Annotated in this window: 25 protein-coding genes; 15 read left to right on the forward strand and 10 right to left on the reverse strand. The window is 64.9% G+C overall.

What is annotated here, in order from left to right; genetic code table 11:
• Nucleotides 1-55 precede the first annotated feature (55 nt).
• Nucleotides 56-853, reverse strand: coding sequence for an SAM-dependent methyltransferase (locus ACIBG0_RS04315; RefSeq protein WP_397029084.1), 798 nt, complete (start codon nt 851-853; stop codon nt 56-58).
• 360 nt (nt 854-1,213) lie between these two features.
• On the opposite strand from ACIBG0_RS04315, the gene ACIBG0_RS04320 reads away from it, so the two are divergent.
• Both ACIBG0_RS04320 and ACIBG0_RS04325 read left to right on the forward strand, forming a co-directional pair.
• Nucleotides 1,214-1,438, forward strand: a complete 225-nt coding sequence (locus ACIBG0_RS04320; protein ID WP_397029086.1) for a DUF397 domain-containing protein — start codon at nt 1,214-1,216, stop codon at nt 1,436-1,438.
• An 86-nt stretch (nt 1,439-1,524) separates the two neighbouring features.
• Nucleotides 1,525-2,412, forward strand: a complete 888-nt coding sequence (locus ACIBG0_RS04325) for a helix-turn-helix domain-containing protein (RefSeq protein WP_397029087.1) — start codon at nt 1,525-1,527, stop codon at nt 2,410-2,412.
• A 5-nt stretch (nt 2,413-2,417) separates the two neighbouring features.
• On the opposite strand, the gene ACIBG0_RS04330 is transcribed toward ACIBG0_RS04325, so the two are convergent.
• Both ACIBG0_RS04330 and ACIBG0_RS04335 read right to left on the reverse strand, forming a co-directional pair.
• On the reverse strand, nt 2,418-3,365 hold the full coding sequence (locus ACIBG0_RS04330) for a carbohydrate kinase family protein (protein ID WP_397029089.1): 948 nt from the start codon (nt 3,363-3,365) through the stop codon (nt 2,418-2,420).
• Nucleotides 3,362-4,030, reverse strand: a complete 669-nt coding sequence (locus ACIBG0_RS04335) for a class II aldolase/adducin family protein (RefSeq protein ID WP_397029091.1) — start codon at nt 4,028-4,030, stop codon at nt 3,362-3,364. Before ACIBG0_RS04335 ends, ACIBG0_RS04330 begins: the two co-directional genes overlap by 4 nt.
• Nucleotides 4,031-4,087: 57 nt before the next feature.
• On the opposite strand from ACIBG0_RS04335, the gene ACIBG0_RS04340 reads away from it, so the two are divergent.
• Nucleotides 4,088-4,726: a TetR family transcriptional regulator gene (locus ACIBG0_RS04340; protein WP_397029092.1), complete on the forward strand. Its 639-nt coding sequence runs from the start codon at nt 4,088-4,090 to the stop codon at nt 4,724-4,726.
• A gap of 53 nt (nt 4,727-4,779) precedes the next feature.
• Here the strand turns inward: ACIBG0_RS04340 and ACIBG0_RS04345 are convergent, their stop codons facing one another.
• The 5 genes from ACIBG0_RS04345 to ACIBG0_RS04365 all read right to left on the reverse strand — a co-directional run bounded on the left by ACIBG0_RS04345 (nt 4,780) and on the right by ACIBG0_RS04365 (nt 7,310).
• Nucleotides 4,780-5,088 (reverse strand): hypothetical protein, encoded by a 309-nt coding sequence (locus tag ACIBG0_RS04345; protein WP_397029094.1) that lies wholly within the window; start codon nt 5,086-5,088, stop codon nt 4,780-4,782.
• Between the two features lie 230 nt (nt 5,089-5,318).
• On the reverse strand, nt 5,319-5,621 hold the full coding sequence (locus ACIBG0_RS04350) for a putative quinol monooxygenase (RefSeq protein ID WP_397029096.1): 303 nt from the start codon (nt 5,619-5,621) through the stop codon (nt 5,319-5,321).
• Nucleotides 5,622-5,653: 32 nt separating this feature from the next.
• Nucleotides 5,654-6,349, reverse strand: a complete 696-nt coding sequence (locus ACIBG0_RS04355; RefSeq protein WP_397029097.1) for an SDR family oxidoreductase — start codon at nt 6,347-6,349, stop codon at nt 5,654-5,656.
• 83 nt (nt 6,350-6,432) lie between these two features.
• A complete protein-coding gene (locus ACIBG0_RS04360) occupies nt 6,433-6,930 on the reverse strand; it encodes a DUF2599 domain-containing protein (protein WP_397029099.1) in 498 nt (165 codons plus the stop codon).
• A gap of 113 nt (nt 6,931-7,043) precedes the next feature.
• Nucleotides 7,044-7,310 carry a hypothetical protein gene (locus ACIBG0_RS04365; protein WP_397029101.1) on the reverse strand — a complete coding sequence of 89 codons (267 nt, stop codon included), beginning with the start codon at nt 7,308-7,310 and terminating at the stop codon, nt 7,044-7,046.
• 355 nt (nt 7,311-7,665) lie between these two features.
• Here ACIBG0_RS04365 and ACIBG0_RS04370 point away from each other — a divergent pair, with 355 nt between their 5' ends.
• The 7 genes from ACIBG0_RS04370 (at nt 7,666) to ACIBG0_RS04400 (ending at nt 14,981) form a co-directional block, all read left to right on the forward strand.
• Nucleotides 7,666-8,844 carry a lipase family protein gene (locus tag ACIBG0_RS04370; protein ID WP_397030196.1) on the forward strand — a complete coding sequence of 393 codons (1,179 nt, stop codon included), beginning with the start codon at nt 7,666-7,668 and terminating at the stop codon, nt 8,842-8,844.
• Nucleotides 8,845-9,107: 263 nt separating this feature from the next.
• The gene (locus ACIBG0_RS04375) at nt 9,108-10,523 is read left to right on the forward strand and encodes a lipase family protein (RefSeq protein WP_397030198.1); all 1,416 of its coding nucleotides are present in this window, start codon (nt 9,108-9,110) and stop codon (nt 10,521-10,523) included.
• Nucleotides 10,524-10,620: 97 nt separating this feature from the next.
• Nucleotides 10,621-11,649, forward strand: coding sequence for a fused (3R)-hydroxyacyl-ACP dehydratase subunits HadA/HadB (locus ACIBG0_RS04380; protein ID WP_397030200.1), 1,029 nt, complete (start codon nt 10,621-10,623; stop codon nt 11,647-11,649).
• Nucleotides 11,650-11,751: 102 nt separating this feature from the next.
• On the forward strand, nt 11,752-12,693 hold the full coding sequence (locus ACIBG0_RS04385; RefSeq protein ID WP_397029103.1) for a helix-turn-helix domain-containing protein: 942 nt from the start codon (nt 11,752-11,754) through the stop codon (nt 12,691-12,693).
• A 136-nt stretch (nt 12,694-12,829) separates the two neighbouring features.
• The gene (locus ACIBG0_RS04390; protein WP_397029105.1) at nt 12,830-13,672 is read left to right on the forward strand and encodes an SAM-dependent methyltransferase; all 843 of its coding nucleotides are present in this window, start codon (nt 12,830-12,832) and stop codon (nt 13,670-13,672) included.
• Between the two features lie 56 nt (nt 13,673-13,728).
• Complete coding sequence (locus ACIBG0_RS04395; protein ID WP_397029108.1) at nt 13,729-14,376, forward strand: TetR/AcrR family transcriptional regulator; 648 nt, start codon at nt 13,729-13,731, stop codon at nt 14,374-14,376.
• Entirely contained in the window at nt 14,373-14,981 is a 609-nt protein-coding gene (locus ACIBG0_RS04400) for a hypothetical protein (RefSeq protein WP_397029109.1), read from the forward strand. The genes ACIBG0_RS04395 and ACIBG0_RS04400 overlap by 4 nt, the downstream gene beginning before the upstream one ends.
• Nucleotides 14,982-15,178: 197 nt before the next feature.
• On the opposite strand, the gene ACIBG0_RS04405 is transcribed toward ACIBG0_RS04400, so the two are convergent.
• Nucleotides 15,179-16,729, reverse strand: coding sequence for an acyl-CoA carboxylase subunit beta (locus ACIBG0_RS04405; protein ID WP_397029111.1), 1,551 nt, complete (start codon nt 16,727-16,729; stop codon nt 15,179-15,181).
• Between the two features lie 401 nt (nt 16,730-17,130).
• Here ACIBG0_RS04405 and ACIBG0_RS04410 point away from each other — a divergent pair, with 401 nt between their 5' ends.
• The 5 genes from ACIBG0_RS04410 (at nt 17,131) to ACIBG0_RS04430 (ending at nt 22,320) form a co-directional block, all read left to right on the forward strand.
• On the forward strand, nt 17,131-18,102 hold the full coding sequence (locus ACIBG0_RS04410) for a transcriptional regulator (RefSeq protein WP_397029113.1): 972 nt from the start codon (nt 17,131-17,133) through the stop codon (nt 18,100-18,102).
• A gap of 45 nt (nt 18,103-18,147) precedes the next feature.
• Nucleotides 18,148-19,098, forward strand: a complete 951-nt coding sequence (locus ACIBG0_RS04415; protein WP_397029115.1) for an acyl-ACP desaturase — start codon at nt 18,148-18,150, stop codon at nt 19,096-19,098.
• The gene (locus ACIBG0_RS04420) at nt 19,095-20,105 is read left to right on the forward strand and encodes an alpha/beta hydrolase (protein ID WP_397029117.1); all 1,011 of its coding nucleotides are present in this window, start codon (nt 19,095-19,097) and stop codon (nt 20,103-20,105) included. Before ACIBG0_RS04415 ends, ACIBG0_RS04420 begins: the two co-directional genes overlap by 4 nt.
• Nucleotides 20,106-20,186: 81 nt before the next feature.
• Nucleotides 20,187-21,065: an ABC transporter ATP-binding protein gene (locus tag ACIBG0_RS04425; protein ID WP_397029119.1), complete on the forward strand. Its 879-nt coding sequence runs from the start codon at nt 20,187-20,189 to the stop codon at nt 21,063-21,065.
• Nucleotides 21,066-21,132: 67 nt separating this feature from the next.
• The gene (locus ACIBG0_RS04430) at nt 21,133-22,320 is read left to right on the forward strand and encodes an ABC transporter permease (RefSeq protein WP_397029121.1); all 1,188 of its coding nucleotides are present in this window, start codon (nt 21,133-21,135) and stop codon (nt 22,318-22,320) included.
• Nucleotides 22,321-22,408: 88 nt separating this feature from the next.
• On the opposite strand, the gene ACIBG0_RS04435 is transcribed toward ACIBG0_RS04430, so the two are convergent.
• Nucleotides 22,409-25,135 carry a discoidin domain-containing protein gene (locus ACIBG0_RS04435; RefSeq protein WP_397029123.1) on the reverse strand — a complete coding sequence of 909 codons (2,727 nt, stop codon included), beginning with the start codon at nt 25,133-25,135 and terminating at the stop codon, nt 22,409-22,411.
• Nucleotides 25,136-25,208: the final 73 nt, after the last annotated feature.

The following is a 25,208-nucleotide window of genomic DNA, read 5'->3' on the forward strand; positions in this document are numbered from 1 at the left end:
ATCAACGGCGGTCGTCAGCTGGGTGGCCGATGACCGCCGTTGTGCCGCTTGCTCTTTAAGGCTTGCGCGCGACCGCTCCGTAGGCGGAGATCGGTCGGATCTCGCCGACCTCGGCGGCGTCGGCGCGCCACTGGGTGATCGAGACGAATCCGGGCTCGACCAGTTCCAAACCGTCGAAGACAGCACGGATTTCGTCCTGAGGGCGGGGAACATAGGGTACGCCACCAGTGCCGGTGTAGTTCTCACACAGCGTCACATACTCTTTACTGTCGTCGGTGCCGTCCCACATCACCAGGAAGCTGCCCGAGGGCACCGCGGCCACCACGGTGTGCACGATGCGCAGCAACTCGTCGTAGGACTTGGCATGGCCGAGTACGCCCATGAACATCACGCCGATCGGCTCATTGAAATTGAGCACGTTGCGGGCGTCGGCGATGATTTGCTCCGGATCGTGGTAATCGCAATCGACGTAGGTGGTTACGCCCTCGGGGGTCGTGCTGGTGAGCAGCGCCCGCGCCATGGTGAGGACCAGTGGATCGTTGTCGACGTAGACGACCTTCGACTCGGGCGCGACGCTCTGGGCGACCTCATGGGTGTTCTGCATGGTCGGCAGGCCGGTGCCGATATCGAGGAACTGGCGGATGCCCTCCTCGCCCGCAAGGTAACGCACAGCGCGAATGAGGAACTGGCGCGACTGTACCGCCATGGTGGTGATGTCCGGGTCCACCTCGACGCCGGCATCGCCGGCGATCCGGTCGATTTCGTAATAGTCCTTACCGCCCATCCAGTAGTTCCAGATACGGGCGGAATGGGGGATGTCGGTCCGGATGAGCGGGGTGTTGTCGTCGGACATGGGGCTGGCCTCCTCGGCGAGCTGATAAACGGTGAACCGGACTGCTCAGGCGGCGGGTGTCGCGATTGGGCTGGCACGGCCGATGTGCATGTGACAGTACAAGATTCGCGCCGACTCGACCTGTGGGATCGAGGGGTCGATCACGCATTTCGGGCGCGTCACGCGCAGCTCCGGACAGCACTTACATAACGCGCTGAACAGGGGTCACGAAGGGGACCGGCAGGTCTGAATTCTTTTGTGCCACATAGCGGAGCTTCGTGCTATCTTGCAGATGTTGGTGCAAATGCAAGAACGTTTGAGCGCACATCTGCAAAGCCGCTCGAGCGTACATCTCACACTGGAAGCCGAGGAGTGGGGAAGATGTTCGACACCGGTACACCCAAGATCAACGGCGCGTGGCGCAAGAGCTCGTTCAGCGGTCCGTCGGGCGGTAACTGCGTCGAGGTCGCGGAGGCGTCGGATGGTTCGATCGCCGTTCGCAATTCACGCGACCCGGAAGGTGGCATCCTGTTCTACACTCGACCGGAGATCGACGCGTTCGTGCGCGGCGCGAAGGCCGGGGAGTTCGACGACCTGACTAGCTGAGCGGTAACATAGGCGATCGGTGCGGTGTGTTTCGACGTGGTGTTTGTGACACACTGTGGTCAAACCCGAGTATCGGAGATGACTTCATGATCGCAGAACCCGATGACGACGGTCGTGTGCAATCGGTTGTAGTGGAACGTGGTCCAACCGTATTGCGGATCGCGCTGGGCGGGCAGTTGCGTGACCTCCGGGTGAAGAACGGCATCACCCGTGAGGCCGCAGGTGACGCCATCCGCGGTTCACACGCCAAGATCAGTCGTCTCGAGTTGGGTCGCACCGGTTTCAAGGAACGCGATATCCGCGACCTGCTGACCCTGTATGGCGTCAACGACGTTGAGGAGCGGGAGCGTTTCCTTGATCTGGCACGGCAGGCGAACGAACCAGGCTGGTGGCATCGCTACAGCGATCTGCTGCCATCCTGGTTCGGCACCTACCTCGGCTTGGAGCAGGCCGCGACCAAGATCCGTACCTACGAGGCGCACCTGGTGCCCGGGCTGCTGCAGACGCCCGAATACGCCAGGGCCGTAATGTCACTCGGCTACGAGGACGCCGATATGGATCGCCGCGTGCAGGTGCGCATCCGTCGGCAGGAGGTGCTGCGGCGCGCCGAACCGCCGGTCATCTGGGCGATCATCGATGAGGCCGCGCTGCATCGACCGGTGGGTGGTTCACGGGTGCATCGCGAGCAAATGGAGCACCTGATCGAGTTGGCGGAACTACCGAACGTCACGGTGCAGGTCCTGCCGTATTCGGCGGGCGAGCACGCGGCCGCGGGTAGTTCGTTCAGCATCTTGCGTTTCGCCGAGTCCGAGTTGCCCGACATCGTTTATCTCGAACATCTGACCAGTGCGTTGTACCTGGATCGGAAACAGGATCTGGCACTGTACCTCTCGGTCATGGACCGGCTGAGTGTGCAGGCCGAGGCGCCCGGCGAGTCGCTGAAGATCCTCGCCGACTACGCCAAGAAAGCCTGATATCGCTATCGACCCGGCTCGCTGGAGTCGATAGTGCTCGCTTCGGCTGCGAACGCGTCCGCGGCGGCGAGATCGAAATCGCCGTGGTCGCTGCCGAGTCCGCGCGCGACCAGCGCGGCGACCGCATTGCCGAGAATCGCGGCAGCACGCAGATTCCGGCCGAGTGCGATCGCGCGGATGAAACCGGCGGAGAAGGCATCGCCGCAGCCGGTGGTGTCGACCACGTCGACGGCGAACGCGGGAATGTGCTGATGGTTGTCCGGACCGACGAGTAGGGCGCCGTGGGCGCCCCGAGTGACCGCCAGAATGCTTGCGCCCGTGTCCTGCAGAACTTTGCACCCCGCCATCAGATCGGTGGTTCCGGTGAAGCCGAGTACCTGTTCGTCATTCGGGAGAAAGTAGTCGGTATGCGGGAGAATTTCGGCGATGGCGTGGAGGCTGCCGAGCGCGCCGGGCGCGATCAGATCAACGGAGGTGCTGACGCCATTGTCCTTGGCATGACGCAGGATTCGCGCGGCATTGGCCGGGCCGATAAGCTCCGGTCCGCCGAGGTGCAGATGGTCGGCGGCGGCCAATGCGGCCCAATCGACATCGTCGAGGGTGTAGAACGGATTGGCGCCCAACAGGTGCAGGCTGGGGCGGTCCCCATTGAGGCGGACCGGCAGCACCGACGACGAGGTGGGCTGATCCTCCTTGCGCACCACCAGTTTCGTATCGATGCCCGCTTTGGCGAGCAGACCGAGCAGGATATCGCCGGAGGTGTCCGTGCCGATCGCGCCCGCGGTTCGAACGCTGGCGCCGAGTTTCGCCAGCGTCAGTGCCGTGCCTGCGGCCGTACCCGCCGGGGTGATGCGGATGTTCTCGACCAGGGCGGTCTGCTGCCCCTCGGGTATGGCCGCGACAGGTCGGACTAGAATGTCCAAAACATGTGCGCCCAAAGCGATTACGTTCATTCGGTGCCCTTCTCCAGCGGTTTGCGGGTGCCGTATCCGGTCCGCAGTGCCACCTCGACGACCGCGGCCTGCTGCTGTTCGGTGAGTTCGCGCGGCCTGCCGATTGTCATCGCGTCCAGATACAGTGCGCAGGCCCATTCCAGCAGCAGTGCGGATTCAACGGCACGGCCCAGCGACGCGCCGATAGTGACCGCGCCGTGATTGGCCATCAGCGCGGACTGCTTGCCCTGCAACGCCGTTCGCACCGCATCGGCGAGTTCGACGGTGCCGAAGGGATGGAACGGGGCGACTCTCGTCGCACCGCCGAGCAGCAACTGCTGGTAATGGATGACCGGCAGTTCGTCGAGCACACAGGCGATGGCCGTCGCCTTGGGCGCATGGGTGTGCACGACCGCCTGCGTGGCAGAGCTGCGATAGATATCAAGATGCAAACCCAATTCGGACGTGGGTGCGTAGCGTCCCGCGACTACCTGGCCCGCCAAGTCGACCACGGTGACGTCCTCGGCGATGACCTCCGCGAGCACCGCACCGGTGGCCGTGACGGCGACCAGATCACCACAGCGCAGGCTTACATTGCCGGCGGTGCCGATCAGCAACCCGTGTGCGGCCAGGCGCTGACAGGCCGCCGCTACCTGGGCTCGCTCGGTTGGTGCGATGGTGGTCATCTGGATACTCTACCCAAACCTGAATATGATTCATATTACGTTCGGAGGAGGTAATCCGTGCCGATCCGTGCACTACCCGAGGCGAGCCTGCGTCGCGTGCCGATTCAGGCGCGCAGTCGCGAGCGGTTGGCGCGGGTGCTCGAGGTGGCCGATCGCCTGATCGCCACGGAGGGCGTCGAGGCGCTGACCATGATCAGAGTGGCTGCGGAGGCACGGATTTCGGTCGGCTCGCTCTATCAGTACCTGCCGGATCGCGACGCCGTCATCGAAACCCTCGCCGCGGCCTATATCGAGCAATTGGAGGCCAAGGCGGCCATGCTGCTCGAGCTTGCACGCGTCCAGCGCTGGGATGATCCGATCGGCGTGCTGGTGGACGCTTTCGCCCGGGTTTACCGGGACGAGCCCGGCTTCCGCGCGCTGTGGTTCGGTAAGGACTTCAACGAGGCCGCACGAGCGGCCGATCGCGAGCACAAACGCCGAATGGCGGTGACGCTGCGTGAGGTCATGCTCGCCCAGGGCGCCGTTGCCGATATCGAAGGACTCGATATCGCCTGTCGCGCCGCCCATCTGATGGGCGACGCCGTCCTGCAGGAGGCGTTCCGATCCGATCCAGACGGCGATCCGAATCTGTTGCGCGAGGCCAAGGTCGCACTGCGGGCCTATACGGCACAGTGGGCATCGCCGACCGGGACATAACGCACTTCGGTTGTGCTGCTACATCATTGGACGCAGTGGTTGGTGCTTACCGATCACTGCTTGATGAAGCTGGAGGCGATGCGCCAGAAGGTCGTCGGCTGCAGGGTCTCGAGATCCCAGTCGTCGGCCATCGCATGCGCGGTGGTGACAATCCGGTCGATATCGAAATCGTGTCGAGTAGCCGCACCGGTTGACTCGACGGCATCGATGACGAACGCGACTGCGGTTTCTCGCGAGTACGCGGTACTGCGCTGTCCGCTTCGGGTCGACGGTGTGCTCATAGTTGTTATACCGTTCGCTGGCTGGTCGGCCAGTGCGGCATCGGCGATTCCGAGCCGGCCGCCGTGAAGTGGTTGGTCCATTCGAACGCCCCTGACGTCTGGCGACAGCAAACCTCTGGCGACATCGGCCCTCGGTTCACCCACGCGGCCTCCCCTGGTTGTCCCCTGTAATGCCTTGCGGGACTGAGTTTAGGTCGGTGTGCCTTTCATATGCAAGCACATCTGCACGATCGATTGTGCGTTCGCAGTTGGGTTTTCGCACCAGCTGATCTTCCGCGAACCGGGGCGGATGCGTAGCGAATTCGGCGCGATCATTTCGCATTGACCACCACATCGGTGCTGTAGTGAACCTGAGTGCCCGGCTCCACATAGCGGTCGGCCGCGCCGCGCCAGGCCAGGAAATGCTCGGTAAATCGGTGCGCTTCGGCGGCCTCCTCATCGATATAGACCTGGTAGAGGAAAAACCGGTGCGGATCAACTCGGTCGGCGCACACATCGAATCGCAGGCAACCGGGCTCTTCGCGCACCGATGCGGCGGCACTGCGGCTGACCACATCGAGGAATTCACCGCGGGATCCGGGTCGCAGCTTCAGGGAAGTGATACGGCTGAACACGGTTATGTTCTCCAATCTAGCGGCGAAAAATATCAATCGGTAAGTGCGGCACCGCCTTCGGCGACCGGCTGGCTACCGATATCCGAGACCGCACGCGTTACGGAAATGTCGCCTGCGACGAGCTCCAGAGTGGTGCGCGCGGTATGCGGCGCGGGCAGAATTTCGGCGAGAACGGCGGCGACGTCGGCACGGGCGATGCTGCCGAAGGGTAGGGGTGGCGTGCTCAGCAGTACCCGGTCGGTCGCGGCGGTATCGAGCAGCCGGCCGGGGCGCAGGATCGTCCAATCGAGATCGCGGGCGCGCAGATCGTCCTCGGCCTGGGTCTTGGCGTCGATATAGGCGGCCCAGACCTCATCGGTGCCCGGTGCGGGCGGCTTACCCGCGCCCATGGTCGAGATCTGCACGAACCGTCGGACACCGGCCGCTTCGGCGGCATCGGCCAACAGCACCGAACCACCCTTGTCCACGGTGTACTTGCGGGCCGCCCCGCTGCCCGCCCCGGCGCCCGCGGCGAAAATCACAGCGTCGCAACCCTTTACGACGGCGGCGAGCTCGGCCGCCGTACTGTGCTCGAGATCGAAGACGACCGGTCGTGCGCCGGTGGCCGCGACCTCGTCCGCATGGTCGGCATTGCGGATGAGGCTGTCGACCTCGTCGCCGCGCCCGGTCAGTATTTCGCCGAGCAGTAGTGCGATCTTTCCGTGTCCGCCTGCGATGACGACGCGCATATGGGTCCTTTCGGGGCCGTAGCGATTGCTTGCAGGTCGCTCGAAATGGTCAGCAGCGATTGGTTGCAGGTCGCTCGAAATGGTCAGCGTTCGGGTCCTCCGGGGTTACACGATGCCTGGACGGTGGCCTGATAGCCGACTACCGGACGCCAGGGTTCCAGATTCCAGCTCTCCTTATCGGGCTGCACCATGCGGGCCCAGACCCAGTGACAGACGAACTGGTCGCGCATGCCGGGTGTATCGGCATCGGGGGACTGCGTGAGTACCTCCTGCCACGCCCGTCCCTCGGTGTTCGGGAAGGCCTCGCGCCGCCCCGCCTCGGTGGGGTAGACCAGCAGACGTGGACCGTCGACGCCGTCGGTCCAGGTGGTGTGATCGATGAGCGGCATACCGGCGTAGGGATCGACGCTGGGAAATGCGGCAAGAGGGGTGCTGGATGCCGGTGCGGCCGTCGTCGTAGTAGTCGTCGCTGCGGCCGACGGTGTCTCGTCGGAGCCGCATGCCGCGACGGCCGCGACCAGCGCGCCGCAGCACAGCAGCACGGCGCCCCACCGTGCCCGTTCGGTAGTCCGCTGGGTCAACGTCGATCCTCCCGCATGGTGTCCACCATCCGAGAGTAGTCATCATGCGGCGGCGCAACAGTCATACCGGGAAGGCCGCCCGGTGGTTTACCGCAGCGGTGCCGCGGCCGCCGTCAGTGCCACAGCGAGCGGCACGGCAGACGGCGCAGCCCCGGTCGTACCCTGCTGTCGACCGTCACGGTAAGTCCGGCGTTGACCGCGGCGGAGGTGAATTCCCAGGCCTCGGTTCTGGTGGCGGCGTACTCGAGCACGAGCGCGTCCTCGGGAGTCGGACCGTCGAAGTAGACGGTGACCCGTCGCGTCGGTGGATCCTGGATATCCATTGGATACACCGAGTTGCGCTCGGGGGAATCCGTTCCAGTTTTCACAGTGCCGTCCATGCCACCGTCTCCTTCCGACCCGACTCGCCGCGTCGATAGGTGTGACGCTAAGTCGCGCACCAGGGTGTCGCACATGGTCCGGCCGATCGGCTGGACATGTCACAGATACGACACCTCGCGATCGGAGACAGTCACGAAGGCGCCGGACCCTCGACCACGGTTCGAGCATCCGAGAGTTGTGATTTCTCAAAACATTTCGCTTGCCCTTTGCCTTCGCGACAATCGCGGTCGACTATGTTCGCAACGTTGGACCAAACTCTCTCCCGGAGGCAATACGTCGATGAGACAGGCCCCACGTAGACCGATTCGCGCACTCCGCAGCGTGCTTCGAGTGACCGCAAAACAGTCGCTGGCCATGGCGGTCGGTCTGCTGATGGTGCTGACGGCGACGGCAGGCGCCGCCCACACCACACCGCTGTATCCCACCCCCGATCCCGACCCCTTCTACGCGACCCCGTCCGATCTGGCGGATAAGAAACCCGGTGATGTGATCGCGACGCGGGTGATGCCGCCGCTGGCGATCTTCCCGGATACCACCGTGACCGTCGTACGCTTCCGCTCCACCAGCTCCGAAGGTCAGCCGATCGCGGCGACCACCACGGTGCTCACTCCGAAGTCGCACGCCCCAGACGGCCCATTGCTCTCCTACCAGCACATCATCAACGGGCTCGGCGCCGAGTGCTCGGTATCGCGGGTGCTCTACACCGGCGATCCGAACCTCATCGTCCGGGAGGCGCCGGGCTGGAATGTGCTGCTCTCGCGCGGCTGGAGTGTCGCGCTGCCGGATCACCTCGGTCCGAATTTCGCTTACGGTGCGGCCAAATTGGGCGGCATGATCACCCTCGACGGTATCCGCGCGGTGAAGCAGGTCGCCCCATTGCAGGTGCAGCAGAGCCCGGTATCGATGATCGGGTATTCCGGTGGCGGCATGGCCACCGCATGGGCGGCCGCGCTGGCGCCGAAGTACGCACCGGATCTGGAGATCGCCGGAGCCGCGATGGGAGGTGTGCCGATGAACCTGGTGACCATGCTGGAGACCCTTGGTCTCAACTCCCATCCCGTCTTCGGACTCGCCCTGGCTGCGGGACTCGGCCTGGAGCGGGAGTATCCGGACCGCTTCCCGCTCAGCGACCAACTCAACGAGCGTGGACTCGCCGCCCGGGCCGCGATCGCCAACAGTTGCACCAATGACATCCTGGCCACGGGCGCGGGGCGCGGGGCACTGGACTTCGCGAAGTCCACCTCGATGATCAACGACGCCACCGCACGCGCGGTGGTCGAGGAGAACAGCCTCGAACTCTACGACGGCGTGCCGAAAACGCCGATCTTCGAATGGCATTCGCCGATCGATGGACTCATTCCCGTCGATGCGGTGGTGAATACCGATAAGCGCTGGTGCGCGGCCGGGGCACGGATACAGTCCGAGCAGATCCCGGTACCCGATCATCTCACCGCCGCGGTCCTGGGCATTCCGGCGGCGCTGAACTGGTTGGACGCGCGATTCCGAGGGGAGGTCGCGCCGAGCAACTGTTAACGAGCACAAATAAACTGGTGCGATCCGGCGGATGCCGGATCGCGACCGAGCCGGATCCATAGTGCTGGACAAGCGGATTCAGATTGGATTGTTGCGATTCGGCGACGTGACACACACAACTCGGGCACGGCTGGGTATCCGCACGAGTCGTCTCGGCTAGCCTGACTTCCTGGCCTCGGTACTCAGGGGCATTTCGGGCGTCGAAGGCACCATAAACCCCGGGCGCCAGGGAAACCCGACGTTGCACCCTGGGGCGTGTGTCAATGAGCTGTCTGCGTGTCATCGTATTCGCGCTGTTGCTGGTGTGTCCGGCCGCGATGGGGAAGGCGGCGGCCGAACCGCCCGAACCGGCCCCGCCCGCGATCCCCGGCCTGCCCGCATTGCCGATTCCGACCGATGCCGCTTCGATACTGCCGGATCTGCAGCAGTGGATCGATGGTGTCATCCCGCCGCCACCGATCGCTGCGGGGCCGCATCTTTCGGGTCCGATGCAGGAGGCCACCACCTTGACCCCGGCGCTGGCCGCCCTGCGTCAAGCCTCGGCGCCGAGCGCCGTCGGTGACCCGATCTTCGACGCATGGCCGGCGGATCTGGACGAGTACGTGCCGGGTGAGCTCGTCGAGGTGCGCGATATCAGCGCGACGGCCGCGCCGCTGGTGCTGGTGCCGATGCGGCAGGCGCTGCTGCTGAAATACCGCACCACCGATTCGCAGGGTGCTGCCTCGTATGCCACCGCGACACTGATCATTCCGGCCACCGCATGGCCCGGTCCGGGGAGCCGACCAGTCGTGGTGAACAACTTGCCGATCGACGCGCTCGGGCGGGACTGCACGCCGAGCTACACCTTCTCGCACGGCTGGTCACGCAATACGAACATCACCGACTTCCTACCGCCCACAACGCAATTGGCGGCACTGCGCGGGTACGCGGTGCTGATTCCGGACCACGAGGGACCGTGGATGGCCTACGCGGAGCCCTACGTCGCCGGACATGCCGTGCTCGATGCCATTCGCGCGGTGCGCGGATTGCGTCCCGATGAATTCGGCGACAGCAGATTCGGTATGACCGGCTACTCCGGCGGCGCCATCGCCACCAAGGGCGCGGTGCAGCTGATCGACAGCTACGCGCCGGAATTGGCCGGATCGATTGTCGGTGCCGCGCTCGGTGGTGTGCCCGCCGACTACGAAATCCTCGGGCGCAGCATGAACGGCAACCTCGCCTCGGGGGTCTTCCTGGCCGCGACCTTCGGTGTCGGCCGGGAGCGCCCGCAGATCCTGGCCAGCATGAACAACCTGGCGCAGTGGGCGGCGACGTCACCCCTGAAAGATCTGTGCGGCAGCGTATTCGGTGCGGTCGGGTTGCTGATGCTGCCGATCGATGTCGCTGCCAGGATTCCGGATCCGCTGCACTCCGAGGTCGCCACCGAGATCTATGACGTGACGCGGATGACCGGGATGAAGTCCGCGACACCCCTCTACATCTACAACGGTGAGCAGGAATTCTGGATTCCGGCCGAGGGTGCGCGCAACCTCTACCAGGAGCAGTGTGGCCTCGGCGTCTCGGCGGTGTATCGCAGCGTCCTCGGTGAACACATCATCGCCGGGGCACTCGGCTATCCAGAGGCGATGACCTGGCTGGATCAGCGCTTGCAGGGTGCGCCCGCGCCCGATGAATGTTAAGAGACTTATGGCGACCTGCTATTAGTGTTGCATGCCGTGTGGGGGTCGCGATGTATGACATGTGACGTTCTCGAGTGGATCCAAGCAGGCCAGCGCGATGGTGGGGCGCCATTATCGGATGTCCGACCATTATGAGGTCGGGCGGGAGAAGATTCGCGAATTCGCCCGTGCGGTTCGCGGCCGCCATCGCGCACATTGGCATGAAGACGCGGCGTGGGAACTCGGCTACGACGGGCTCGTCGCACCGCCCACCTTCTCCTCGATCATCTGGCCGCTGCTCCAGCGCAGGATGTTCGATTCGGTGCTGACCGGTTATGACATCAGTCAGGTGCTGCAGACCGAGCAGCGCATCCGGGCGCACCGGCCGCTCGTCGTCGGTGATCAACTGCGCTGTGACTCCTATGTCGAATCGTTCCGGCAGGTCAGCGATATGGACTTCATGGTCATCCGAAATGTGCTGACCAACCAGTACAAGGAACTGCTGCAAACAGCGCACACGACCGTGGTTGCCCGCACCGATGCCGAAGTGGCCACCGATCTGGTCACCGCGGTCGACGGCGTCATCATGAGCGGTGAGGCGTTGTCCCACCGGCGGGACGCGACCCGGCGCTCGGCAGGGCCACCGTTCGACGGCGGCATGATCGAATGCTTCGACGAGGTGTTGCCCGATGGTGGTGTGGACGAGGCCCCGGTGCGCGTGCCGCGCGGGTTGGCGTTCGGCGAGCTGCGGATCGGTACCGAACTGCCTGCCCGCGTCGTGCCGCTCTCGCGCGGTGATCTGGTGAATTATGCCGGGGTATCGGGTGATTCGAATCCGATTCATTTCAGCGAGCATGTCGCGGTCGCCGCGGGACTGCCCGGTGTGGTCTCGCATGGCCTGCTGACCATGGGTCTTGGTGCGAGCTATCTCACCGACTGGCTCGGCGATCCGGCCGCGATCAGCGAATATGGTGTGCGGTTCGCCGGATTCGCCCCCGTCTCGGCGATCCGGCAGTGCGAGATCGAATTCCGCGGGCGGGTCAAGGCGTTGGATCCGCACCGCCGCGCGGCGACCATCGCACTCACCGCGAGCTCGGAGGGTCGCAAGCTGTTCGGCCGGGCAACAGCCCAGGTGCTGCTGCGCTGAACCGAATAAGTTCCGCAATGTCGTCGCAGATGTACGAATGCTTCTGGAAATGAGGCATTTTGGTTCTAGTAGGTTGCGGCTATGTCATGGCAGACTCATCGAATGCGTGCTTCGCAAGTGCGACATTCATTTTCAGGCAAGGACCCTGCTGCCGACGGCGGGCCGACCGTGCTGCGGATGATGCTCGGCAGTCGGATGCGACGGCTGCGCGAGGCCTGTGACATCTCCCGCGAGGATGCGGGTGAGGCGATCCGCGGTTCGCATTCCAAGATCAGCCGACTGGAATTGGGCCGCACCGGGTTTCGGGAACGCGATCTGCTCGATCTGCTTACGCTCTACGGGGTCACCGACCCCGAAGAGCGCGAGGAGTTCACGGAGCTCGCGCATCAGGCCAATGCCTCGGGCTGGTGGCATCGCGACAGCGACTGGTTGCCGAAGTGGTTCGACACCTATCTCGGACTCGAGCAGGCCGCCAAACTGATCCGCGGCTACGAGCCGAGGGCGGTGCCGGAACTGCTGCAGACCGCGGACTACGCGCGGGCATTGCTGTCGATGGCCCATCCGGCCGAATCGGCGGAGGCGATCGCGCGGCGGGTCGCGCTGCGGTTGCGCCGTCAAGAGATCTTGCGTCGCCCGCATCCGCCGCAGCTGTGGCTGATCGTCGAGGAACCGGCGCTGCGTCGGCCCATCGGTGGCTCGACGGTGTGGCGGGCCCAGCTCGAGCATTTGCTGCGCATCGCCGAGGAGCCGCATATCACCGTGCAGGTGTTGCCCGATCACGTCGGTGGTCCGGCGTTGGCAGATGGTGCGTTCACCATGTTGCGCTTCGCCGAAGCCGATCTCCCCGACATCGTCTATCTGCAGCAACTCACCAGTGCGCTCTATCTGGACAAGACCGCCGACCTCGACGCCTATCGCGCGGTGGCCAACCAACTATCGGTCCATGCCGCGCCACCGGAGTACACCCCTGGATTGCTGCGCGCTCTGTGCGAACGGCATCCGGAGACGCTCGATCATCCGGCCGTGCCTGGCGATTCGCGGTGATACGCCGAAAACAATAAGCGGAACAATCGGACTCGGCGTGGTGCGATGCGACGCCGGGTTGGTCAAGTGCCTACCGTCTGATGTCGGTTCTCATACGATAGAAGCCGCACACGTCCCGTGGACGAAGGTGTTGACAATGACCGACGATGCCGCGCCCCCAACTCGGCTCGACTGGGAGATCGATCAGAGCAAACCGAGTATCGCCAGGGTGTATGACTATTTGCTCGGCGGTAAGGACAACTACCTCGTCGACCAGGAGGTCGGTGATCACTTCAAGGTGAACCTCCCTGGTTCGGTGGCGATCGCCTTCACCAGCAGGCAGGCGCTGATCCGCGGGGTGCGCGATATGGCCCGCGCCGGTATGCGGCAGTTCATCGACTTCGGCAGCGGCCTGCCGACCGCCGACAATGTGCATCAGGTCGCGAAGCGGCACGCCGCCGACGCCCGGGTCGTCTACGTCGACAGCGATCCGATCGTGCTCGCACACGGCCGCGCACTGCTGGCCACCGATAAGAACACCACGGTGATCCAGGCGGACGCCCGTGATCCCAAGTCGATCCGCGATCATCCCGACATTGCGCGACTGATCGATTTCGACCAGCCTGTCGGCGTCATCTTCAGTTCGATCCTGCACCACTTCAATGACGACGAGGATCCGGCGGCCGTGGTGCGCTTCTGGAATGACCACGTTCCATCCGGCAGTCAGGTATTCATCACCCACTTCCGCTCCGGCCACAATTCCGAGACCACGGCCGCCGAACAGAAACTCCAGTCCACCTTCGGGCGCGGCCGGTGGCGAGATATCGAGGAGATTCGCGGGCTTTTCGGTGACCTGGAAGTCCTCGAACCCGATATCGTCCCGTCGGCGCAGTGGCGACCAGATGCGCCCGCGGGCGACGCGGCATCGGTCGGTACCGGCCACCGTGAGCTCACCGTCTGGGAGCAGCTCATCGTCACCGGACTGGCACGCAAGCCCTGACGCGAATCACACCGAACTAATGTCTCGATGGGACAATAGGGAGTAGACTGCGCGATATGGGTATCGACGACGAAGTCGACCTCGACGGCCGTCGGCTGCGTACGCTCCGCAGCCGCGCGGCAATGTCGCGCGCCGCATTCGACCTGCTCAATGAGCGAGGGTTGGGATCGGTGGCTGTCGAGGACATCGCTGAGCGCGCCGGGGTCACGCGGCGAACCTTCAGTCGTCATTTCTCGTCCATCGAGGATGCCGTACTCGGCGAAATCGACCAGGACGTGCACCTGTTCAACGAAGCGCTGTGCCGCCGCCCGGCAGACGAGTCGCCGCTGGTCGCCTACCGCAATGCCCTGCACGACTGGCTGGCCGCCGAACATACCGGTCCGAAGGCGGCGCGCTTGGCCCGCCGCTGGGCGCTGTTCCAGCGCTTCGAGGCCGAACCGACGCTGGCCGCGGGCTATCAGCGCATCCGACTCGACGGTCAGCGCGAATCCGTCCGGATCATCGCCGCCAGACTCGGTGTCGATCCCGCGGTTGACCGGCGGCCAGAGGCAGCCGTCGCGGCTGGGACCGGACTGCTCATCGCCGCCCTGCAAGTCTGGGGCGCGGGCACCGACACCGACGGATTGCCCGATCTCATCGACACATTCTTCGACACCCTTCACGGGCTGACAGCTGAATTCCAGAGCGAGGTGTCATCGTCATGACCGCAGCAACCGGATCACCGAGCGTCGTCCGCCGCACCTGTCGTAGGGTCGGCTTGGATCGAAATCCGATGCGTCGCCGTGAGGATCGCCTGCAACTGGCGGTCGCCGCGGTACTCACGCTGTTGTTCCTGATCATCGCTCCGCTGCTGTCGATGGCGGTCGGCGGCCGGATCTATCAGACCGAAGACCGCATCGCGCGGGCCGAAGCGGCGCGGTTGCACGAGGTCGACGCGACGGTGATCGAGGTCGGAAAGGCGCCGCTCTACGCGCCGATCACCCCGGCTCGGGTGCAATGGCGCGACGCCGACGGTGTCACGCATACCAGTGACTACCAGGCCACCGGAGTAATGAAAGCCGGTGCGACCGTGAAGATTTGGCTCGATGGCTCCGGCAAGGTCGCCGAGCCGCCGTCGGATACCCGGGCACTGAGCAAGGCATTGCTGATTACTACCGGCATGGTCTTCGGGATCGCGGTCTGCTTCGGCTGCGGCTATGCGCTGCTGCGCCGCGCGCTCGATCGGCGCAGGGCCCGGTTGTGGGAGTCCGAATGGGCCACGGTGGAACGCATGTGGGGCAACCACGGGACGCGTCCGGATCAAGCCTAGTGCGCGAGTGCGGCGTGCCCACTCGGAGCGGGTAGGGACACTTCGGTGGGCACGCCGCATGTTCGGCGCTCGTGCGGCGAAACAGGTCGGGCACCGATGACGTTAGGGCACAGCGCTATCGCCGCACGGCGTGCGAATCAGCCTCGGATATCACACGACCGATGGCCGTTCGCGCTGTGACACAACACAAACCGGGCCTAAACCGGGAAGAGGCTGTGCTTGCGCGGGTTGTGCTTCCTGACCGCGCCTTTCTCCCGCAGCAGGCGCAGCGCCTTGCGGATCTCCAGTCGAGTCTGCGAAGGCTCGACCACGGCATCGATGTAACCGCGCTCGGCGGCGGTCCAGGGGGTGGCCACGGTGGCGTTGTAGAAATCGATCATCTGCTGGCGCACGGTGGCGCGCTGCTCGGGCGGGGTCGCCTCCAGCTGCCTGCGGCCGATGATGCCGACCATGCTCTCGGCGCCCATGACCGCGATCTGTGCGGTGGGCCACGCCAGGGCCAGGTCAGCGCCCAGCGGTTTGCAGCCCATCACCGCGTAGCCGCCGCCGTAGGCCTTGCGCGTCACGATCGAGACGATCGGCACGGTGGCCTCGATCACCGCGCGGAAGAACCGGCCGCCGCGCTTGATGACGCCGTTGCGTTCCTCTTCGAGGCCGGGCAATACACCGGGAGTGTCGACGACGAAGATCAGCGGCAGGCCGAAGGCATCGCACAGCCGGATGAAATAGGCCGCCTTATCCGAGCACAATCCATCCAGCGCGCCGCCCAGTATCTGCGGCTGATTGGCCACCACGCCCACACTGCGACCGTCGACCCTGGCGAATCCGGTGATCAGGTTCTGGGCGGTACCAGCGCTGATCTCGTGGAAATCGCCGTCGTCGAAGATGCGCAGTAGCACCTCGTGCATGTCGTAACCGGACCGATCGGAATCCGGAATGATCGAGTTCAGCTCGATGTCATGGGCGGTGGTCTCCGGCTCCAGGCCCGGATTCACCACAGGAGCCTGTTCGAGGCAGCTCGACGGCAGATAGCTCAGATAGTTGCGGACCCAGTCGAAGGCGGCCTGCTCGTCGGCGGCGACATGGTGCACCGTGCCGTTGGCCTGCAGGGCTGCGGCGCCGCCGAGATCGTCGGCGCTGACCACCTCGCCCGTCACGCCCTTGATCACCTCCGGGCCGGTGACGAACATATACGACTTCTCGGTCGCGACCAGCACATCCATATTGATCGGGCCGTATACCGAACCGGCCGCGCATTTGCCGAGCATGACCGCGACCATCGGCACGAAGCCGGACAGATCCTCCTGGCGTCGGCACATCAGCGCGTACCAGGCCAGGGAGGTCACCGCCTCCTGGATGCGGGCGCCGCCGGAATCGTTGATCGACACCACCGGGCAGGCGTTCTCCTGCGCGAATTCCATTGCTGCGGCGACCTTACGGCCGAACATCTCGCCGACCGAACCGCCGTGCACGGTCTGGTCGTGGGCGATGACGACCACCGGTCGGCCGTCGATGTAGCCGCGGCCGGTGACCACACCGTCGCCGTACATGCCGTTGGTGCTGCCCGGCTGGCGCACCAGTGCGCCCATCTCCACGAAGGAGCCCTGGTCCAGCAGCATGCGCACGCGCTCGCGCGCACTCGGTATCCCCTTGGTCTTGCGTTTCGCGATACCGGTCTCGCCAGCGGGTTCCTCGGCGAGCTCCAGGATGTCCCGGAGTTCCTCCAGCTTTTCTCGCGTGCCGCTCATATGGTCTTATGCCATCCTTCGACTCGTCGCTTGTACCGTCCGGGTTCACCGAACGGTACAAGGCGCTCGATGCTATCGGGCGCACGACCCGCAGCACAGGGATTCCAATTCAGTCATGGGACAGCTCACCGGTTTGGTTTGCCGTCCTCGAGTGCCGTCGGTGGATCCTTGCCAGGCGTTACAGCCGTCGTAGGGGGTGGCGCACCGACGTCAGTGTCCCCCGGGTGTACTCCGGTCTCACCCGACCATATCCGATCATTCGAACCACCGGAAATATGCGATCGAGAATCGCTCCGCCGCTTGTGATTTCGTCCAAGGTGGCCGGCCCGGGGTGATGACTTTCCTAATTGAAGGAGCAGGTATGCGATTTTCGGTCCGATCACCACTAGCCTTTCGGAGTCATGGTTGGCAAACAGGCTGATTCGGGCAGTAAGAGCCTGGAATCGAAACTGGTCGAATATTTGACTTTTCAAGCCGAGCGCCCGCAGCGCGGAGATCTCGGTACTATCACGCGCACATGTCTGGCCGAGGCCGCGCAAGTACTCGAAGCGCAGTTGGCTGCGGTTGCCGAGCAGCCGGCGGTGATTACCGGATCAGCCGCGCGGTGGGCGCGCGAGGGGGTAGCGCTGGAAACCGTGCTGAACGCCTATCACGACGGCGTGCGCGTCGGGCTGGAATTTCTCGCCGAACAGGCGGCGGACGAGGATGCCGATGAGGTGGCGGCCGCGGCGGGATTGATCGTGCGCGTGCTGGAAATGGTGACCAGGGCGACGTCGACGGCTTATCTGGACGAACACCGCCAAGTCGCTCGGGAACAGCAGACCGCCGCGCAGACGCTGGTATCGGCGCTGCTCAGCGGGTATGGCGTCGCTCGGCTGGCCGGGCGCGCCGGTATCAGCGTCGCCGCGTCGTACCAGGTGGTCGCCCTCGCGATTCCCGCACATCCAGACGAGCGAAGACCCGGACTCGGTGCTACGTCCGCGGCCCGCCGCAAGCTGCGCCGGGTCCAGGCCGCGCTGGCGATGCCGCTCGGCTCCCGAGCGCTGTCGCTGCTGTCCGATGACGGCGGCACGGTCCTGGTGCCGATCGACGAGATATCCGCGATGACACCGCTCGCGCTCACTCCGGATGTACTCGAGTTGGTCAGCGAGGCCGCCGAGGTGCCGCTGACCGCGGTGGTGGCCTCCGGCGAGACCGCCCGGATTCCCGAATTGGCCGGGTCGGCGCAGGAACTGCTCGCCCGAGTCCTCGCCGAGGGGCGCCCGGCGGGACTCTACCGGCTGGCCGACCTGCCGGGTTGTGACGGCTTCCAGCCTGGTCGGCGGCCTGTCGTCACCTCACCCAATGATCGACGAATCACTCGTTCGGCCTGAACTGGTCCACCTATCTTCGATTCGGGGTGAACAAAAGGAGCACGTGTGACGACCGCGTTGACCGATCTCGATATTCTGCGCGAACTGGAGCCCGTCGCCGAACGTCAGCTCGACGAGCATCTGCGCAAGGCCAAGGCATGGAATCCGCACGATTATGTGCCATGGGACGACGGCCGGAATTTCGCGGCCATGGGCGGTATCGACTGGGATCCGGAACAATCGAAACTGTCGGAGGTCGCGCGGACCGCCATGGTGACCAACCTGCTCACCGAGGACAATCTGCCCTCCTATCACCGAGAGATCTCGGAGTCGTTCTCACTGGATGGTGTCTGGGGCACTTGGGTCGGGCGCTGGACCGCGGAGGAAAATCGGCATGCGATCGTCATGCGCGATTATCTGGTGGTCACCCGCGCGGTGGACCCGGTGGCCCTCGAGCAGGCCAGAATGGCGCATATGACATTGGGTGTCGCGAAACCGGAGAAGGGGCCGCAGTTCCTGCGCTCGGTCGCATATGTGACACTGCAGGAACTGGCGACCAGAATAAGTCACAGAAATACCGGTGCGGCCTGTAATGAGCCCATCGCCGAGCGTATGCTGCAACGGATTGCCGCCGACGAGAACCTGCATATGATCTTCTACCGCAACCTCAGTGCCGCCGCCCTCGACCTCGCACCCGACGAAGCCCTGCGTGCGATCACCGATATCGTCACGCGGTTCCAGATGCCCGGACTGACCCAGCCCAACTTCCGGCGAAATGCGGTGGTGCTGGCCAAGAACGGCATCTACGACTTACGTCAGCACCTGGATGTCGTGCTGCGTCCGGTGTTGCGCGCCTGGAATGTCTTCGAACGCACCGATCTTTCCGACGACGGCGAGCGCGCTCGCGACGAGCTCGGCGCCTTCCTCGACGAGTTGGAAGTCAAGGCAACACGTTTCGAGGAGCAGCGCGACCGCGCGGCGGCCAGACAGGCAGAGCGAGCCGCCGTCGTACTATGAGTCTTCGAGCACCGATCACCGCGACGGCGATGGCCCTCATCGCCGTGCTGGCGTCCGTGCCCGCACTCGCGGATCCGCCCCCCATTGATCCGGCCATGACACGGACCGGAACGATCAGCATCGAGACGGTCGGGCCGCGCCACGAACGTTTCGCCGTCGCCTCGGCCGCCATGCGCCGGGTCATTACGGTGGATGTGCTGCGCGGGAGCGGTTCCGGACCGCGTCCATTGCTGTATTTGCTCGATGGCGTCGACGGCGAGGCGGTCTCCGGATGGCTGACCAAGGGGCGTGCGGCGGAGTTCTTCGCGGACAAGCCGGTCGATGTGGTGTTGACCAGCGGCGGCACTGGAAGCATGTACAGCGACTGGATGCGCCGCGACGCCACGCTCGGACTCAATCGGTGGGAAACCTTTCTCACCGATGAACTGCCGCCGATTATCGAATCGTATCTGAAAACCGATGGGCGCCGGGCGATTGCGGGTGTGTCGATGGGGGCGCAGGCGGCCATGATGCTGGCCCAGCGGTATCCTGGCCGGTATCGCGCGGTCGCGGGGATGAGTGGATGTTATTCCACCGCAGACGATCTCGGTCGTGCGGTCACCACGATTACCGTCGCGTCGCGCGGTGGCAATGTCGAAAACCTCTGGGGCCCGCCCGGATCGCCGGAGTGGAATGCGCATGACAGCCTGCTCGGCGCTCCACAGCTGCGCGGCACCACGATCTACCTGTCCGCGGCGAGCGGCCTGCCGACCGACGCCGACCTCGTCGCGGTATCGCACTCCTCGGACCTCGTCGAAGCCTTGAAGACGGCGGGCGGTGGTCTGGCCCTCGAGGCCGGTGCGCGCTCGTGTACCGAACGCTTCGCCGCACGACTGGCCGAGCTCAATATCCCGGCCACCGTCGATTACGCCCCGACAGGCATGCACACCTGGCCCGATTTCGAGGCCCAACTGCCGCGGGCCTGGCGCGTGCTCGCACCGGCGCTCGGCCTGCCCGACCCGCACTGATGCGCGCGTCCTCGGCCGGTGAGGCTTGCCTCGGTGTGTCGCGTCGGTAGGGTTGGGGCAAATCGACGGAGGGGAGATTCGATGCTCGAGGTCGCGCACCTGGTGCGCCGGTTCGGGGACAAGGTAGCGGTAGACGACGTGTCGTTTCCAGTGCTGCCGGGGGCACTGACCGGATTCGTCGGCGCCAATGGCGCGGGCAAGACCACCACGATGCGAATGATCATGGGGGTTTTGGCGATTCACGGTGGAGAGGTCCGCTGGCAGGGGCGACCGGTGACCGTCGCGGATCGACGTTCGTTCGGTTATATGCCCGAGGAGCGCGGCCTGTATCCGAAACAGCCGGTGCTCGATCAGCTCGTCTACCTCGCGCGGCTGCGCGGACAATCCACCGCCGCTGCCAAGAACCATGCGGGCGAACTGCTGGATCGGTTCGCTCTCGGGGACCGGGGAAAGGACAAGCTGGAGTCGCTGTCGCTCGGTAATCAGCAGCGGGTGCAGATCGCGGCGGCGGTGATCGCGGAACCGGATGTGCTGATACTCGATGAGCCCTTCTCCGGTCTGGATCCGGTTGCCGTCGATTCGATGGCGGAACTGCTGCGGGAGTATGCGGCGCAGGGGGTGCCGGTGCTGTTCTCCTCGCATCAACTCGATCTGGTCGAGCGGTTGTGCGATCAGTTGGTGATCCTGGCGGCCGGTCGGGTGGTCGGGCAGGGCGCGGTGGAGCAGTTGCGTGCGGCGGGTGGGACGCGCTACCGGTTGGTACTCGGCGGGGAATCCGGGTGGCTCGATGAGTTCGCCGGGGTGAGTGTGCTCGAGCGCAATGGGTCGGGTGTGCTTCTGGAGCTGACCGGTGCGACCACCGATGAATTGCTGACCGAGGCGTTGGCGCACGGTTCGGTGCGAGAGTTGGCCGAGGTGCGGCCGTCGGTAGCGGAGATCTATCGGGAGGTGACGGCATGAGCGAGCGAACGATGAACGCAGCCGAGTACTCGCTCGTGCCGGAACCGAGCGCTAGCGAGGTGGAGGCATGAGCGGGGAGTCAGCGCCGCGCGGGGTGTGGCGGATCGTCACAGAACGGGAGGTCGTGGTGAAGTTGCGCGACCGGAACGTCCTGATCTCCACCCTCATCACGATCGTGGCGATTGTCGCGTCACTGGCCATCAGCGGATTCGTGAGCAGTCGAACCGACAAGGTCGAGGTGGCGATCGCGGGTGTGGGCGCCGATCAGGTCATCGCGACCGCGAACAATCTTGCCGAAACTGCCGATAAGCGCGTCATTTTCACCGGGCATCCCGAGCCCGATGTGGCCGCCGTGGAGCGGCGGGTGCGCGAGGACGCGGTCGAGGTCGGGTTGGTGCCTACCGGATCAGGGGAGTGGCGGCTGGTCGGCAAGGCCGGACAGGACGACAATGCCGAGACGTACCTGACGGCCGCTGTTCGACAGATTATGTTGCAGCGCAACGCGATCGCCGCGGGAACGTCGATGGAGGCGTTGAGTCGCGGTAGCGCGGTCGCCTACGATCTGCTTGACCCGTCCGCTGTCGATCCCGGACTTGCGAAGGTGGTTTCCTTCGTCTTCGCGTTCTTGTTCTATATGGCCTCCTTCCTGTTCGGCATGTCGATTGCGCAGAGCGTGGTCGAGGAGAAGCAGAATCGCATCGTGGAAATTCTCGCCAGCGCGATTCCGTTGCGGCAGTTGCTGATCGGGAAGGTAATCGGCAATACGATCATGGCATTCGGACAGCTCGCGCTCTTCGTCGGCGCCGGGCTGATCGGTTTGACGTTCACCGGCAAGGGTGATCAGGTGAGCGAAATCGCTGGTGCCGCAGGCTGGTTCATCGTCTTTTTCCTCGTCGGTTTTCTGGCTCTTGCGAGTCTGTGGGCGGTCGCCGGTTCGCTCGCGACTCGCAGCGAGGACATCCAGTCCACCGCGACACCGCTGTCGTTGCTGATCATGCTGGTGCTCTTCACCGGTATCTTCCTGTCCGGCACCGCTCGGGTTGTCGCGTCCTACGTGCCGGTGCTGTCCATTGTCGCCATGCCCGCCCGCCTGGCCGAAGGCACCGCATCCTGGTGGGAACCACTGGTAGCGCTGACCCTCATGGCGGCCGCGACCTACGGCATTGTCGTGATCGCGGAGAAGATATATCGCCGCTCGCTGATGCAAACCCAAGGGCGACTGACGATTCGACAGGCGCTGAAGGTGGAGGACTGACCGGGAAGCGTCGCGGTGGTATAGGTGCTGTCGCGCAGGAGCTCGGCCAGGACCAGCCCCACCGTGAGGTGTACGAACAGGTCGCGAGTCAGGTTCGGGGGCCGGTGATTTCGAGTTCTTGGAGGGTGGGGTGGGTGGGAGCAGTGAGTTCTAGGCGGATGTAGCGGGTTGAGAGGGAAGTGGGGAGGGAGCCGGTGGTTGGGTCGGGGGTGATGGGGGTCCAGGTTCGGTTGTCGGGGGAAGTGGTGAAGGTGGTTGGGGTGGGGGTGGTCCAGTGGGGGAGGATTCGGTCGATGTGGGTTTCCTGGCCGAGGTCGACGGTGAGGGTGGCGGTGGGGGCTTTGGGGGACCAGCCGGTGGCGGGGGTGCCGTCGACAGCGGCTTCGGCGTATTTGCCCGGCTCGTCGGAGCTCGCGGTGACCGGTTTGCAGCGGGCGAGGTTGTCGGTGGGGCTGCGGTCGGGGCGGCGGGTCGGGATGGTCAGTTCGCTGTCGAGGCGGTGGGTTTCGGTGTCGGTTCGGACTTGTAGGGGTTGGCCGCTGGTCAAGGTCAGTTCGGTGTCGTCGGGGCCGATGGTCGCGTCGAAAGTTCGGCCCTGCCAGTGGATTCCATGGATGGTAAGACCCTCGTGGAGTTCGGGTGGCAGCGTGGGCGCGATGCGGATTTCGTCGGTGTCGAAGCGCAGGCCGAGTAGGCCGTTGGTGAAGGTTTGCAGGAAGCCGCCTGCCGCGGTGACGAATGTGAAGGCGGGTGCACCGGCCAGTGGGTCTTTGGCTCCGACCTTCGCGCCGCGAGCCTCCGCGAATTGACCGAAGGGGGCACGGACGAAGGGGCGGGCGGCGCGTTCGAGGAAGGTATCGGTAGCGCAGCCGGGAACGCCGATCTTCGCCGCATCGATGGCATGCACCGAATCGGTCATCGCCGGACCGTCGGGATCCGTTCGCTCCGAATAGTATTCGAGCACATTGGCCGCGACATCCGGCGGCATCGGCCAGTCCAGCGGGTAGATGAGCAGCACGGTGTCGGCCTGTTTGATGGGAGTGCCGGTGTAGCCGTCGAATTGGACGAATATCCGCTGATTCCCATCGAACGGCATACGCAGACCGTCGGCGATCGCGGTCCACTCGGGCGGGCGCGGTATGCCCAGAATCTCCGCCGCGCGTGCGGCATTGCGCAGAGCGAGGGCGGCGACGGCATTGGTGTAGACCGCGTCGTTCACTCCGTTGCTGTACTCATCGGGACCGGCGACATTGCGAATCGAGTAGCTGCCGTCGTCGTTGCGCGTTACCCGCGAGGACCAGAATTCGGCGAGCGCGCCCAGCACCGGCCAGCCGCGTTCGCGCAGGTAGCCCGTGTCGCCGGTGGCGGTGTAGTACTGCCAGGCCGCCAGGGACGCATCGCCTTGCAGATGGATCTGGGTCAGGCAGTGCGGCGGATCCCAGCTGTGGCATTCGTCGAGATCGCCACGGCTCGCGCTGGTCCAGGGGTAGAAAGCACCGCGGTAGCCGAGCCGCGCGGCGTTCGCCCGCGCGGCGGGCAATGTCCGAAAGCGATAGTCCACCACGGATTTCGCCAATTCCGGTGCGAGCTGCAGCAATCCAGGGAACGACCAGATATCCGCATCCCAGAACACCGCGCCGCCATAGTTGTCGCTGCTGAGCCCGACCGGGGAAATACTATTGTCCTGTTGCGGATTCGTGCTCGAGTACAGCGAATACAACGCACCGCGCGCCCAGGTCTGCACATCGGGCTGACCGGGCACCTCGATATCGCCGCGCCACCGCATCCGCCAGGCCGCGGATGTTTGCGCGAGCAGGTTCGCCCATCCCGTCCGCACGGCGCGCTGCGCCGCCTCGAATGCGGTCGCCGCCGGATCGGGCGAGGTGCGGGCGGTGTCGACCCCGACGAACTTCGTCGCCTGATATGTGCCGCCGTCGCGCACCGGAAACCGAACATCCTGGCGCGCACTGAGTTCGCGGCCCGGTGGCGTCGGTTCGATGGCGTTCGAAGCGATACCCGTCCCCGGGCGCAGTATGGAAACGATATCGCCGTCGACATCGGTGCCGTCGGCACGGAATCCGACTCGAATCGTGTCGTCATCGCGAGCGCCCACCTCGGACTGGTTGACCCGTCGCGCACCGGCGCCGTCGACCAGATCGGAGACGACCATCTCACCCGACCAGTGCGGCGCCACCGAAACGTGCACCGCGCCGACATGCTGATCCGACTGGTCGGTGAGCACGTCGTAGACCAGATCGGTAGCCTTGCCATCGGGCGCGGTCCAGGTCAGTCGGGTCCGCACCAGTCCACACCGCAGATGCAGTGTTTGGGCGAAGTTCGAGATCTGGGCAGCGGGTGTGGCGGGCGAAAAGGTGTGCTCACCGACACTGACCAACAATCCGGACCAGTTCGGAATGGCAGCGGCGACCTCGCGGTTATCGGCCACACCCGGAGAGTGCGCATAGAGGCCCGCGACGAAAGCGCCATCGTATGCGGGCGTGTAGAGCGGCCAGCCGGTCATCTCATCGGTCGCGGTGTATCCCATGCCGCGCGGCGGTACACGTAAGCCCAGGTAGCCGTTACCGACGAACGGATGCGCATCGATCGGTACGTCCACCCGATCGTTCGTCGGCGCCCAGCCGGGAGCCGACGCCAATGGATCATCCGGACACGCACTACTCGCTACCCCATCGGTGTGACGCGCCACGACCAGCACCACTGTTGCGACCAACACGATCACCGCCGCGAGCGCGATGCCGAGCACAATGGTGGTGCGAGGACGCACACGTTGGAATGACTGGCCGATCCGGGACATTCGCGCCTCCACGTCGAGCTCGACGTTCGTGCCGAGCCGCGAGACGCGTCGACGACCGCAGGACCGGCTACCG

Origin of the sequence: Nocardia sp. NPDC050630, from assembly GCF_044457245.1 — a bacterium.
GTDB lineage: Bacteria > Actinomycetota > Actinomycetes > Mycobacteriales > Mycobacteriaceae > Nocardia.

Excerpts from the sequence above, each read along its gene's own strand:
- ACIBG0_RS04315 (WP_397029084.1), bottom strand. The coding sequence starts at position 853 with ATGTCCGACGACAACACCCCGCTCATCCGGACCGACATCCCCCATTCC.
- ACIBG0_RS04320 (WP_397029086.1), top strand. The coding sequence starts at position 1,214 with ATGTTCGACACCGGTACACCCAAGATCAACGGCGCGTGGCGCAAGAGC.
- ACIBG0_RS04325 (WP_397029087.1), top strand. The coding sequence starts at position 1,525 with ATGATCGCAGAACCCGATGACGACGGTCGTGTGCAATCGGTTGTAGTG.
- ACIBG0_RS04330 (WP_397029089.1), bottom strand. The coding sequence starts at position 3,365 with ATGAACGTAATCGCTTTGGGCGCACATGTTTTGGACATTCTAGTCCGA.
- ACIBG0_RS04335 (WP_397029091.1), bottom strand. The coding sequence starts at position 4,030 with ATGACCACCATCGCACCAACCGAGCGAGCCCAGGTAGCGGCGGCCTGT.
- ACIBG0_RS04345 (WP_397029094.1), bottom strand. The coding sequence starts at position 5,088 with ATGGACCAACCACTTCACGGCGGCCGGCTCGGAATCGCCGATGCCGCA.
- ACIBG0_RS04355 (WP_397029097.1), bottom strand. The coding sequence starts at position 6,349 with ATGCGCGTCGTCATCGCAGGCGGACACGGAAAGATCGCACTACTGCTC.
- ACIBG0_RS04365 (WP_397029101.1), bottom strand. The coding sequence starts at position 7,310 with ATGGACGGCACTGTGAAAACTGGAACGGATTCCCCCGAGCGCAACTCG.
- ACIBG0_RS04370 (WP_397030196.1), top strand. The coding sequence starts at position 7,666 with ATGGCGGTCGGTCTGCTGATGGTGCTGACGGCGACGGCAGGCGCCGCC.
- ACIBG0_RS04375 (WP_397030198.1), top strand. The coding sequence starts at position 9,108 with ATGAGCTGTCTGCGTGTCATCGTATTCGCGCTGTTGCTGGTGTGTCCG.
- ACIBG0_RS04380 (WP_397030200.1), top strand. The coding sequence starts at position 10,621 with ATGGTGGGGCGCCATTATCGGATGTCCGACCATTATGAGGTCGGGCGG.
- ACIBG0_RS04385 (WP_397029103.1), top strand. The coding sequence starts at position 11,752 with ATGCGTGCTTCGCAAGTGCGACATTCATTTTCAGGCAAGGACCCTGCT.
- ACIBG0_RS04390 (WP_397029105.1), top strand. The coding sequence starts at position 12,830 with ATGACCGACGATGCCGCGCCCCCAACTCGGCTCGACTGGGAGATCGAT.
- ACIBG0_RS04395 (WP_397029108.1), top strand. The coding sequence starts at position 13,729 with ATGGGTATCGACGACGAAGTCGACCTCGACGGCCGTCGGCTGCGTACG.
- ACIBG0_RS04400 (WP_397029109.1), top strand. The coding sequence starts at position 14,373 with ATGACCGCAGCAACCGGATCACCGAGCGTCGTCCGCCGCACCTGTCGT.
- ACIBG0_RS04405 (WP_397029111.1), bottom strand. The coding sequence starts at position 16,729 with ATGAGCGGCACGCGAGAAAAGCTGGAGGAACTCCGGGACATCCTGGAG.
- ACIBG0_RS04410 (WP_397029113.1), top strand. The coding sequence starts at position 17,131 with ATGGTTGGCAAACAGGCTGATTCGGGCAGTAAGAGCCTGGAATCGAAA.
- ACIBG0_RS04420 (WP_397029117.1), top strand. The coding sequence starts at position 19,095 with ATGAGTCTTCGAGCACCGATCACCGCGACGGCGATGGCCCTCATCGCC.
- ACIBG0_RS04425 (WP_397029119.1), top strand. The coding sequence starts at position 20,187 with ATGCTCGAGGTCGCGCACCTGGTGCGCCGGTTCGGGGACAAGGTAGCG.
- ACIBG0_RS04430 (WP_397029121.1), top strand. The coding sequence starts at position 21,133 with ATGAGCGGGGAGTCAGCGCCGCGCGGGGTGTGGCGGATCGTCACAGAA.
- ACIBG0_RS04435 (WP_397029123.1), bottom strand. The coding sequence starts at position 25,135 with ATGTCCCGGATCGGCCAGTCATTCCAACGTGTGCGTCCTCGCACCACC.